General features: G+C 32.5%; 11 protein-coding genes. 5 read left to right on the forward strand and 6 right to left on the reverse strand.

Going from position 1 to position 12,448, the window contains the following annotated elements; translation table 11 throughout:
• Positions 1-8 precede the first annotated feature (8 nt).
• The 4 genes from RH98_RS00650 (at position 9) to RH98_RS00665 (ending at position 4,968) form a co-directional block, all read left to right on the forward strand.
• Positions 9-2,327, forward strand: coding sequence for a penicillin-binding protein 1A (locus RH98_RS00650; protein WP_010249374.1), 2,319 nt, complete (start codon positions 9-11; stop codon positions 2,325-2,327).
• A 72-nt stretch (positions 2,328-2,399) separates the two neighbouring features.
• Entirely contained in the window at positions 2,400-3,101 is a 702-nt protein-coding gene (locus RH98_RS00655) for a CoA transferase subunit A (RefSeq protein ID WP_010249376.1), read from the forward strand.
• A gap of 18 nt (positions 3,102-3,119) precedes the next feature.
• Positions 3,120-3,776, forward strand: a complete 657-nt coding sequence (locus RH98_RS00660; protein ID WP_010249377.1) for a CoA transferase subunit B — start codon at positions 3,120-3,122, stop codon at positions 3,774-3,776.
• A 91-nt stretch (positions 3,777-3,867) separates the two neighbouring features.
• A complete protein-coding gene (locus RH98_RS00665; RefSeq protein WP_010249380.1) occupies positions 3,868-4,968 on the forward strand; it encodes an AI-2E family transporter in 1,101 nt (366 codons plus the stop codon).
• Between the two features lie 70 nt (positions 4,969-5,038).
• On the opposite strand, the gene RH98_RS00670 is transcribed toward RH98_RS00665, so the two are convergent.
• Both RH98_RS00670 and RH98_RS00675 read right to left on the reverse strand, forming a co-directional pair.
• On the reverse strand, positions 5,039-5,899 hold the full coding sequence (locus RH98_RS00670; RefSeq protein WP_010249382.1) for a universal stress protein: 861 nt from the start codon (positions 5,897-5,899) through the stop codon (positions 5,039-5,041).
• Between the two features lie 156 nt (positions 5,900-6,055).
• A complete protein-coding gene (locus RH98_RS00675; RefSeq protein WP_010249384.1) occupies positions 6,056-6,847 on the reverse strand; it encodes an NAD(P)H-binding protein in 792 nt (263 codons plus the stop codon).
• A 102-nt stretch (positions 6,848-6,949) separates the two neighbouring features.
• Here RH98_RS00675 and RH98_RS00680 point away from each other — a divergent pair, with 102 nt between their 5' ends.
• Positions 6,950-8,218: an alkaline phosphatase family protein gene (locus RH98_RS00680; RefSeq protein WP_010249386.1), complete on the forward strand. Its 1,269-nt coding sequence runs from the start codon at positions 6,950-6,952 to the stop codon at positions 8,216-8,218.
• 47 nt (positions 8,219-8,265) lie between these two features.
• On the opposite strand, the gene RH98_RS00685 is transcribed toward RH98_RS00680, so the two are convergent.
• The 4 genes from RH98_RS00685 to RH98_RS00700 form a co-directional block, all read right to left on the reverse strand.
• A complete protein-coding gene (locus tag RH98_RS00685; protein WP_010249388.1) occupies positions 8,266-9,054 on the reverse strand; it encodes a porin family protein in 789 nt (262 codons plus the stop codon).
• Entirely contained in the window at positions 9,051-10,184 is a 1,134-nt protein-coding gene (locus RH98_RS00690; RefSeq protein ID WP_010249390.1) for a PCMD domain-containing protein, read from the reverse strand. The genes RH98_RS00685 and RH98_RS00690 overlap by 4 nt, the downstream gene beginning before the upstream one ends.
• 67 nt (positions 10,185-10,251) lie before the next feature.
• Positions 10,252-11,046: a porin family protein gene (locus RH98_RS00695; RefSeq protein ID WP_026038649.1), complete on the reverse strand. Its 795-nt coding sequence runs from the start codon at positions 11,044-11,046 to the stop codon at positions 10,252-10,254.
• A 31-nt stretch (positions 11,047-11,077) separates the two neighbouring features.
• The gene (locus RH98_RS00700) at positions 11,078-12,289 is read right to left on the reverse strand and encodes a PCMD domain-containing protein (RefSeq protein ID WP_026038650.1); all 1,212 of its coding nucleotides are present in this window, start codon (positions 12,287-12,289) and stop codon (positions 11,078-11,080) included.
• Positions 12,290-12,448: the final 159 nt, after the last annotated feature.

Raw genomic sequence — 12,448 nt, forward strand, 5'->3', positions numbered from 1 at the left:
GACTATTTATGAGTTCAAAACAACAAAAAAATAAAAAAGAGAATAAGAAAGCTACTGGCTTTAAGAAATTTATTATCGCTTTTTGGGTGATTTTTCTTGCTGGTTTTATGGGAGTGATTTTGTTCTTTTTATGTGCATCTTGGGGGGTTTTTGGACCTATGCCAACCTTTGATGAATTAGAGAATCCAGCTAGTAATGTGGCTACAGAAGTAATTTCTTCTGATGGTAAAACAATAGGGAAATTTTATTTAGAGAATCGTATTCCTGTAAAATTTGAAGATTTACCAGAACATTTAGTAAATGGTTTAATCTCTACGGAAGATGAACGTTTTAGAAGTCACTCTGGTATTGATGCAAGAGGAACATTAAGAGCAGTTACATCTGTGGGGAGTAATGGTGGTGCTAGTACAATTACTCAGCAATTAGCCAAGCTTTTATTCCACGGGGAAGGTTCTCGTAATCTTCCAAAACGTATTGCACAGAAAGCAAAAGAATGGGTTATTGCTACTAAATTAGAACGTCAGTACACTAAGGATGAGATAATTACAATGTACCTTAATAAAGCTGACTTTGTAAACAATGCAGTAGGTATTCGTTCAGCTAGCCGCGTTTATTTAGGTAAAGAGCCAAAAGATTTAACAATAGAGGAAGCTGCAATGTTTGTAGGGATGCTTCAAAACCCTGCTTACTTCAATCCTGTTAGACGTCCAGAACTAGTTCAAAAAAGACGTAATGTAGTATTACATCAAATGGCTAGAAATGGCTTTATCACTAAAGAAGAGAGTAAGAGATTACAAGAGATTCCTCTTAAACTGAATTATACACCAGAAAGTCACAGAGAGGGTATTGCAACTTATTTCAGAGAATACCTGCGTGAATTTATGCGTAGATGGGTAAAAGAGAATCCTAAGAAGGACGGTACAACCTATGATATTTACCGCGATGGTTTAAAAATCTATGTTACTATCGATTCACGTATGCAGAAATATGCAGAGGAAGCTGTAGATGCGCATATTGCTAATTTACAAGAGCAATTCTTTATCGATCAAAAGGGAAATAAGAATGCACCGTTTTATAAATTGAGTGATAAAGAAACTGAAAGTATTATCATGCGTGCAATGAAGAATTCTGATCGATGGAGACAGATGAAGTCGCAAGGTAAATCTGAAAGCGATATATTGAACTCATTTAAGGTAAAAACAAAGATGAGAATCTTCTCTTGGAAGGGAGAGATTGACACTACAATGACCCCAAGAGATTCTATTATCTATTACAAGCATTTCCTACAATCTGGAATGATGTCAATGGAGCCTCAAACAGGGCAAATTAAAGCTTGGGTAGGAGGAATTAATTATAAACATTTTCAATATGACCACGTAGGGCAAGGAGCTCGTCAGGTTGGTTCTGTATTTAAACCATTTGTTTATGCTACAGCAATTCAACAATTGCATTTTTCTCCTTGTGATTCTATTATTGATGCACCATTTACTATGCCTAAAGGGAAATATGGTATAGGTAAAGATTGGTCTCCACAGAATACTTCTCGCACCTATAAAGGGATTATGACACTTAAACAAGCATTGGCGGGATCAGTAAATACTGTTACGGCCAAATTAATGGATAAAGTAGGTCCTAAAGCAGTGGTTGACATGACTAGAGACTTAGGAGTTTCATCAGATATACCTGAGAGCCCTGCAATTGCATTAGGGGCTATTGATATTACGGTAAGTGATATGGTGGCTGCTTATAGTACATTTGCTAATCAAGGAGTTTATGTCAAACCTATTTTCGTAACTCGTATTCAAGATAAGAACGGAGTCGTGCTTTACAATGCTGTTCCAGAAACAAGAGATGTAATGAGTAAAGATATTGCGTATGCAATTATTAAATTACTTGAGGGAGTTACAGAATCTGGTTCTGGTGTTAGATTGCGTACTACTTGGCAAGGAGCTGGATATAATCGTGTAACAGGTCACCCTTATAAGTTTACTAATCCTATCGCAGGAAAGACTGGAACCAGTCAGAATAATAGTGATGGATGGTTTATCGGTATGGTGCCTGATCTAGCTACGGGAGTTTGGGTAGGTAATGACGATCGAGCGGCTCATTTTAGAACAATGACCTATGGACAGGGAGCTACATTAGCACTTCCTATATGGGGATTGTACATGAATAAGATATATGCAGATAAAACGCTGCATGTGTCTAAAGGAGAGTTTCCTCGACCTGAAAATCTCAGTATTCGAGTAGATTGTACTAAAATAGCTGAACCTCAAAATTCTGAAGATGAAGCTGAAGGACTGACAACAGATGAATTTGATTTTTAAACTATATAAACGCCTTTTTTTAAAGGCGTTTTTTTTATATTTTTAGGAACGATTAATTAAACCAAATTACTTATGATTAATAAAAAAGTAGCAAATGTTCAAGAAGCTTTGCAAGGAGTTCAAGATGGCATGACAATTATGTTAGGCGGTTTTGGATTGTGTGGTATTCCTGAAAATTCAATAGCAGAATTAGTTCGTTTGAATATAAAAGGTTTAACCTGTATTTCAAATAATGCAGGTGTTGATGATTTTGGACTAGGGCTTTTATTGCAAAAACGCCAAATAGACAAAATGATTTCTTCATATGTAGGTGAAAATGCTGAGTTTGAAAGACAGATGTTATCTGGAGAGCTACAAGTAGAATTAACTCCTCAAGGAACATTAGCTGAGAAATGTCGTGCAGCTCAGGTAGGTATACCTGCTTTTTATACTCCAGCCGGTTATGGAACTGAGGTAGCAGAAGGAAAAGAAGTACGTGATTTTAATGGTAAACCTCATATTTTAGAAGAGGCATTTGATGCTGATTTTGCAATCGTTAAAGCATGGAAGGGGGACGAAGCAGGAAATCTAATATTCAAGGGAACAGCAAGAAATTTCAATGCTTGTATGGCTGGTGCAGCTCGCATTACAATCGCTGAAGTGGAAGAACTGGTACCAGTGGGTACTTTGGATCCTAACGAGATACATGTGCCTGGTATCTTTGTTAAACGTATTTTTCAGGGAGATAAATATGAAAAACGTATTGAGCAAAGAACAGTTCGTTCAAGAAATTAACCACTTTAAATTGAAATTATGTTAGATAAAATAGGAATTGCTAAACGTATTGCTAAAGAATTGCAAGACGGTTTTTATGTAAACTTAGGAATAGGAATCCCAACTTTGGTTGCAAACTATGTTCCAGAGGGAATGAGTGTTGATTTTCAAAGTGAGAATGGTGTATTAGGTATGGGACCTTTTCCTTTCGAAGGGGAAGAGGATGCTGATTTAATTAATGCTGGAAAACAAACAATCACAACCTTACCTGGGGCTTCTTTTTTTGATTCTGCTACTAGTTTTGGTATGATTAGAGGGAAACATGTAGATCTTACTATTCTAGGCGCTATGGAAGTATCAGAAAATGGCGATATTGCTAATTGGAAGATACCTGGAAAGATGGTGAAGGGAATGGGAGGTGCTATGGATTTAGTAGCTTCAGCGGAGAATATTATCGTCGCAATGATGCACGTGAATAAAGCAGGGGAGTCGAAAATATTAAAAGAATGTTCTCTACCGTTAACAGGAGTTAATTGCGTTAAAAAGATTGTTACTGAATTAGCTGTTATGGAAGTTACTCCAGATGGAATTAAACTTTTGGAGAGAGCTCCAGGCGTATCAGTAGAAGATATTATTAAAGCTACACAAGTAGAATTGATAATTGATGGAGATATTCCTGAAATGATCTTAGATTAAGAAAAATAGTATTTTAGAACTAAAAGGGTATTTATTTTTTATAATAAATACCTTTTTTGTTTTAACTTTATCATTATATAAATGAAAGATTATGAAGGTATTGACTTCGTTGCCATATTATGTTAAGTTAACTTGCATTTTACTTATAATAGTTATTCTATCCTATAGTACAATTATCTTAGAGAATATATTTGTACCTATGTTTTTGGGATTACTTGTAAGTTTTTTATTAGTACCGATCTGTAATTTCTTTGAACAGCGATGTAAAATTCCAAGAGCCTTTTCAGCAATACTTGTGATAGTACTCTTTGCTATTGTTGTTTTCTCCATTTTTATTATTGTAGGATCTGAGTTTAGTGGATTACAAGATGATTTGCCAGCATTTAAAAAACAATTAGAAGATAGTGTTTCACTAGTCCAAGAATGGATTTATCAGAAATTCGGTGTAGCACAATCTCATCAGCTAAATTTAATAGAAAAGGGATTTTCTAGTTCTTTACAAACTAGCACAAGTATCATAGGAGGAATATTTTCTTCTATTTCTACAATGGTAATGTTTGTTTTCTTTAGTTTACTTTATGCTATTTTCTTACTGATATATCGACGCCATTTAGTGCAGTTTCTAATTATGAGCTTTGGTGAAAAGCAAAAAAGTAAAGTATTAGAGATTATTATGCAAGTTCGCATGATGGTTAAACAATATTTGTTAGGGCTATTGTTACAAATGGCATGTGTTGCAGTACTATCATTGATTGCTTTCTCAATTTTGGGATTGAAATATAAGTTTGTGTTAGCATTAATTACAGCATTATTAAACGTAGTACCTTATATTGGAATCTTTATTTCATTAATTATTGCATCATTAATTACGTTGGCGACAGCAACTCCATCAACAGTATTGTTTGTACTTATTGCTTACGTTATCATTCACGCAATAGATGGTAATTTTATTATGCCGAAAATTGTAGGTTCAAAGGTGAAGTTAAACTCTTTGACAGTCGTTATCGGTTTAGTAATTGGAGAAATGGTTTGGGGAATATCTGGAATGTTCTTAGCTATTCCAACACTGGCAGTATTGAAAATCATTTTTGATAGAATAGATGGTCTTAAACCTTGGGGATTTTTATTGGGTGAGGAAACATCATCTAAAAAGAATAAAAATATAACTGAGGAAAATAAAGAAGATGAATAGCAGCTTTTAAAGGCTACTAATATAAAATAAGGAAGGCTACCGAGAGGTAGCCTTCCTTATTTTATATATTTTACTCAAATTCTTTACTGTTTTTTTCTGCTTTATATACGAAAAACGGAACTTTTAAATGCTTTGCCAAATGTTGAGTAGTACTCTTTTGTAAAATGCTTTCAAAGAAAGATTTAGGACGTTGAATGGTAGCGACCATATCTACTGGTTCTTCACTATGAATAAAGTCCATTATAGACTTTTCTATATTATCAGAGGTAAATACATGAAAAGATACTGGTCTTCCTTTGTATCTCTCTTTCCAACGGTCATAAACTTTGACGCATGACTCGCAATTTTTTTGCTTAACATGGACACATTTAATAGTTGCCCCTAGATTTTCTGCTGCATCTACTAGTTGATCTAGTGTTTCTTCTTCCTCTTCAGAAAAAAGGGAAGTGAAAATGATTTTTTCTACAGGCTTGTACGTTGCTTCTTTAGGTACACTTAATACGGGTACTTTTACTTTAGTAATAGTATTAATCGTATTCGTTCCTAATATTTTTTTATGAAAACTTGCATTTGTACCATCAGTTCCCATTACTACAAAATCAATATCATGCTGGTCTATCGCATTTTGTATTTCTGGTATTAGTAATCCTTCTTTTACTTTGAAAAAAACCTCTACATGATCTAAATTCAATTCAGAACGCAATGTTTTTAAAATTGGGCTATTAGCATGTAATTGTTCAAGTTTTTCAAAATCATTTCTCTTAATTACATTATCAACTAGTGAAGGGCTAATAGGTCCTGATATTATTGGAGGATCATATACGTGTAAGACATATAGTTCTGCATTTTTACTATCTGCCAATTGTAATGCATATTTAAAAGCATTATTAGCGGTTTCAGAATAGTCTGTTGGGAATAGTATTTTTTTCATAGGTTATAGGCTTTCATACTTGCTACAATATACGAAATATTAAAAATATTTACAGTTTTTAAGTTAAAAAGAGTATTTAATCAATAGAGAAATGGAACTAAAAAAAATATTCTAAAAAATTAGCGTACTTTTAAATAGATGCAATTTTTTATTGATTTAATGTAAATAGTTTGAATTCGTAACTTCAGCTATTTTAGCTCCAGAAATCTTTCTAAAAGTGCTTAAATCGTTTTCACCATTAGTAGGCAGAACAAGATTACATTCTTTTGCTTGTTGATTATAATAATCAAAGCGGCTGTTGAATGAAGGAGAGACAATATTATAGATATGATTTCCTTCAAAACCTTTATTGATTATTTTCTCTGTAAACTGTATAATATCATCCAAATGAATCATATTTATAGGCATATCAGGATTATCTAAGTACTCTTTTTTACAGATATAATTTACAGGTCGTCTGTCTTCTCCATATAGTCCTCCTAATCGTAAAATACATGTATTTATCAAAGGAGTATTAAGCAAAACATTTTCAGCATCTATTATTTGTTTGGCGGTTGGTTCTTGAGAATATTCTTTAAATTCTTCTGTGATAACCTCATTAGAAGGAGCATAAATTGATACTGAACTCATCATTATTACATTTTTGATGTTATGCTTTTCAATGAAGGGTAATAGTTTTTTAAAGTTCTTTGCGTAAGTAGGCTCGTCTTCACCTCTAAATGGTGGAATAGTTATAATTAAGCAATCAAGATTTTGCAAGAAAGTATCTAGTTTGTCTATTTTATCTTCGTACAAATCTAGTGTATATGCTTCTATTCCATTGTTTTGTAATAATTCTATTTTTGCTGGTGAAGTAGTTGTACCTTTTATTTTTTTATCTTGTGTTAGAAGTGTTTTGGCAAGCGGCAAACCAAGCCATCCACATCCTAAAATTCCTATTCTTTTCATAAAATTTAATATGTAGTTTAAAATAGTTATAAAATTACGTATTTACTTTGTATGCGTAAATATATCTCAGGATATTTGAAAATGTAAAAAACACAAATTATTATGAATAAACTAATCTTATCCCTTGTAAGTTTATTCTCATTGTCTTTAATCACTCCAAGTGTAGCACAAGACAAAGAGAAACAATTGGTAATTGAAAATCGCAAAAATGATTCAAAGCAGGAAGAAAAGCCTTATGTTATTCTGATTTCTATAGATGGATTTCGTTATGACTATATTGAAAAGTATAATGCAGAATTTTTAAAGGAATTAGGAGAGCAAGGAGTCAGAGCAGAATCAATGTTACCTTCTTACCCATCTGTAACTTTTCCAAATCACTATTCTATAGTAACAGGAATGTATCCTGCTCACCATGGACTTGTGGGAAACAGAATATACGATCCTAAAATGGATGCACGTTATTCTTTAGGTAATGCAAAAGCAGTAAAAAATAAAGAATGGTACGGTGGTACTCCTCTATGGGTGTTAGCTGAACAACAAGGAATGCTTTCAGCATGTTATTATTGGCCAGGATCTGAAGCAGATATTAAAGAAACATTACCTTCTTATTACTATGCTTATTCTGAGAAATCATCTATGGATGATCGTATTGGAGAAGTAGTTAATTGGTTAAATTTACCAAGTGAAGAGCGTCCACATTTCATTACTTTTTATCTGCCAGAAGTTGATCACGCTGGTCACAAATATGGTCCAGATGCAAAAGAAACAGAGGAAGCTGTAAAGTTTGCAGATGAATCAATTAAAAAGTTAGTAGCAGAAGTTAGTAAGACTAATTTACCAGTAAACTTTGTAGTAGTTTCTGATCATGGAATGTTAGCTTTAAATCAAAAGAAGTTATTGTCATTTCCTCTAAAATTGAAAGGTGATGAATTAAAATTAGTTAGCAATGGTACGTATATGAGCGTTTTTGTTAATGATAAAAGTAAAATTGACGAATGGTATAATAAAATCAAAAAAGCCGCTAAGACTAAATATATGAAGGTCTATAAAAATGCTGAATTACCTGAGGAATATAATTTTGGAGGAGAGCATGATAGATTTGGTAGAGTAGGGGATATTGTTATTACCGCAGAACCTCCTTATTACTTTACAAATAGAAAACTAGCGGGTAGTCATGGATTTGACCCAAAGACAGTAAAGGAAATGCATGCGATATTCCTTGCTTCTGGACCACAATTCAAAAATGGTGTAAAAGTAGAGTCATTTGAGAATGTAAATGTTTATCCTATTATTACTAATATTTTAGGTTTGGAAATTCAAGATGAAATAGATGGCACTAGTAAAGTAGCTGATGAAGTATTGAAGAAATAATTTTAAACAAACAAGGCTTGCAACTGCAAGCCTTGTTTTAGTTTTATTTAGAATTGATATCCAAATCCAAGGTTTAGATAAATATTATGCATTGAGAATGATATAGCATCAAAATCACTTTTGAATACTTGGTTCACACCATAATTTAAATCAGCAAAAAGTTTGAAATGTTGGTTTAAAGTCCACTCACCTCCTGCTTGAAATCCCCATTGAAATTTATTTAAGTCATCAGAATAATCATAATCAGCAGAAGCTTCATCTTCAAATACTACTTTTAACCCTGTAGGTGTGTTTTCTCTCAAATAACCATTTGAAACGTAACCGTCGAAACCTTTATCAATTAAGCCAGAGAAATACATCCCTCCATATAAGTTCCATCTGTTTGAAATTTGATAGACTGCAGAAATTGGAAATGTTATATAAGTGTTTTTTACTGTTGTTTGTACTTTTCCAGTAAAATATCCTCTACTTGGTCCTTTATCTGTATTTACTTCTATTAGATAATTTTTTACAGTGGCTTTAGTTTTCATCCCTCTACCTTCAAAGCGAATTCCTAAGCGAATTCCAAATTTTTCATCCTCCGAAATCCACTTAGTGGCGTTTGCTTCTAGCCCCATTTGTAAAGTAGGATTGTAACTATCCACACTACGTATTTCGCTTGGTAACCCTAAAGGACTTGCCCCACCAATACTAAATTGAGCTTTCACCTGATAATTTATTCTTTGTTTAAAAAAACTATGAAATGAATTATTATTTTGTTCATTTATCGTTTGAGCTCCTGCAATATTGTAAAAGAACAATACTGATAGAAAGGTTATAATATGTTTCAATTTCATTTCTTATCTAATTTTTTTTCAGTAATAACTTCTACTTCATCTATGCACAATATACTTCCAATTGCTCCATTGTATTGAGCACCTTCTAAACTTGAAGAAAATACTATTGCTAACATATATTGTTGGTCTGTTTCAATTACTCTGCCTGGAAGTTTGATAAAAGGTAATTCAAATCGTGTCCACTCCTCAGTTTCTATTTTTTCTTCTGGTTTAATTCGAGCATATGAAATGATTCTTGGATCTGAGTCTAAATCATCAAGAAACTTAAAGTCATGAGTTGCTTTTAAATAGTCATTCTCATGATCTTTTTTAAAGAAAATTGCATAGGTATCAAAAGTATCTTTGGTCAAATTTGTTTTTCCTTCTTTGTCATTTACTTCAAAATTTGGACCGGCTTGATACTTGTAGTATCCAGTTATTTTTAGTGGTTCGTCATTCCAATTTATTCCAAATCGTGGAGATTCAATTGGTTTAGAAATATTTGTTTCAAAAATTCCTAAAAATAAGTTTCCAGCAGATATTGGTGCTGTTTTCGCCCCAGTTTTTCCAGTTTTAAGTGTCTGAAGCTTTATTCCTTTTCCTATTTTACCTTCTGGTTCTATTGTTGTAAGAAAATTATCTTTATTAGGTTTTCCTGAAGCAAATAAATAACTTAAGTTAAAACCTGCATTTGCTGTTGCCCATAATTTTATCCTATTTTCATTATCTGCTTTTTCATACCATTCATAATAAGCACCATTGCTACTTACTTCAACATCTTCAAAAGAATACTTTTTTGAAAACTCAGTACTAATCATACTAACAATATAAGTCTTAGTATAGGCTTTATTTTGTGATGTAACGGTATAAAATTGTGGTTTAGTAAAATCTCGCTTTGTACCACTAGCAGGCTCTATAGTTGCACCTTCTGTTACTGTAAATTCGGGAGCAATATTTGTAATATCTGCGTAAGCATTAACAAAAAAAGTTACTTCCTCATTTGTGATCTGTGTTGGAAGCTTTGTATATTCTGCAGGAATAATAGCTGTTTCTATGTCCGCTTCAGTATTTAATTCTTCGCTTTTTATACAAGATGAAAAAGCCAGTCCAATAAATAACAACAGCGAAATAATAAAGTAGTTGTATTTCATATTATTTTCGTTACAGATAGTAAACAAGGCATCTTATTATTAAATAAGATGCCTTGTTTAGTTTTATTTAGAATTGATATCCAAATCCAAGATTTAGATAAATATTATGCATTGAGAAGGATATTGCATCAAAATCACTTTTAAGTACACCATTAAAGCCATACGTCATATCTGCAAATAGCTTGAAATGTTGATTAAATGTCCATTCTCCACCAAATTGTGTTCCCCATTGAAATCTTCTTACTTCTTCAGAAAAATCATAGGCAGCTTGGCTATCTCCTTCAAAAGTGATTTTTTGTCCATTAGGAACATTTTGGCGTAAGTAACCATCACTCACGTATCCATCAAAATTTTTATCTATTAAACCAGAGAAATACACTCCTCCATATACATTCCACTTGTGGTTAATTTTATATACAGCAGAAATTGGAAAAGTTATATAAGTATTTTTTACTGTTGTTTTTACTTTTCCTGTATAGTATCCTCTAACCTTTTGCCCATCTTGTATAATTTCAGTTAAGTATCCTTTAACTTGAGCTTTAGTAGTCATACCTTTTCCTTCGAAACGTACACCTAAACGAATTCCCCATTGTTGTTCGTCAGAAAACCATTTTGTAGCATTTGCTTCTAATCCTAGTTGTAATGTTGGATTATAACTTTCCACCTTTCTAATCTCTTTTGGAATTCCAAGAGGGCTCGTACCACCAATACTAAATTGTGCACGTAATTGATAATTCATATTCTTTTTAAAGAAAGAAACTTCTTTATTTGTAGCATCATTAGTGAAACTAGCTTTCTCTTGTGCGCTCATGATTGTTGTGAAGAAAACAAGAGCTATAGTGATATATTTTAATATTTTCATTTAGTCAAAAATTTGAGTTATAGTCCAGAATTTATTTAACCTCATTATCATCATTAGTGACAATCTCAACTTCATCTATGTAAAGGGTACTTCCTACTGCACCATTAAATAAGTCACCTTCCAATGAAGCACTAAATACGATAGTTATCATATATTCTTTATGCTCAGGATCGTATTCCTTATCATTTACTTTATTGAATGGAATGCTAAATTTGGTCCATTTGTCCGTTTCTATACGATCTTCTTTACTAATTCTAGCGATAGAAATGATTCTTTCATCATTAAAGTTGTGATCTCCTGGTAAATAAGAGTTTAGCTTAGCTTTATACTTGTCTTTTTCTTTTTTATCTTCAATTGAATTAAGTTTTTCAAATTCAGAATCTTTATATCTTTGAAATACAATTGCATAAGCATCCCAAGTATCTTCTTTTAACTTAGAACCATCACCATTATTAATCTCGAACTTATCTCCTTTTTTATATTTAAAGTATCCAGTTACCTCTTGAGGTAATGTTTTTTCCTGGAATGGTATTCCGAATTTAGTTGATCTAATTGCTGGGAAAGTTAAATTGAAAACACCTAAATAAAGATTTCCTGCTGCAATTGGCGAACCAAACATACCTCCTAGAGATCCAGTAGATCTTGTAACTAATTTTACACCTTTACCAATATATCCATCTTCCGTTTGTGACGTAGGATAGAAACTAGGCGTTAATTCTTCATCGTCTTCTAAAAGTGTTTCAGCCAAGATATTATAACCTTGATTACCACTTGTCCAGTCTACTTTTGATTTTCCATCTGGGGATAATTCTATGAATTCGTGATAAATTCCTTCTGGTTGATCAGTTACAACTGTAGTAATGTTTTCGAAAGAATATTTTGTGAGATATTCATCAATGATGAAAGTTACTTTATAATTCTTTTTCCATCTACCATCTTGCGAGGTAACAGTATAGGTTTGCGGTTCTGAAAAGTTAAGCACTGTTCCACTATCAGGAGAAACAGTAGCTCCTTCTGACAAAGTGAATATTGGTGCAAATTCAAAATCTGTAAGTGATTTCTTTAATCTAAAAGTAATTGTATTTGTAGTGAAAACAGGATCTGTCTTTAGTAAATCATCAGCATCAGCTATCGTAGCTGTAACGATGTCTGATTCCATAGATTCAGCTTCATCTTTAATACAGGATGAAAAAGTTATCCCAACTAAAGTTAATAGCGAAATAAATAAGTAATTTATTCTCATAGGGTACATCATTTAGTTATTGTTTAAATTTTTAAACTATTGAAATTGTTTTAGTTAGTTTTTATTTTTAAGTACAAAATAAAAATATTTCGAATCTGCAAAGTTACTGAATTTTTAGTACTTAATGAGTTTTCTAATAGAGTTCGCTTTTTTGATGTT

The organism is Myroides injenensis M09-0166 (assembly GCF_000246945.1).
Lineage (GTDB): Bacteria > Bacteroidota > Bacteroidia > Flavobacteriales > Flavobacteriaceae > Flavobacterium > Flavobacterium injenense.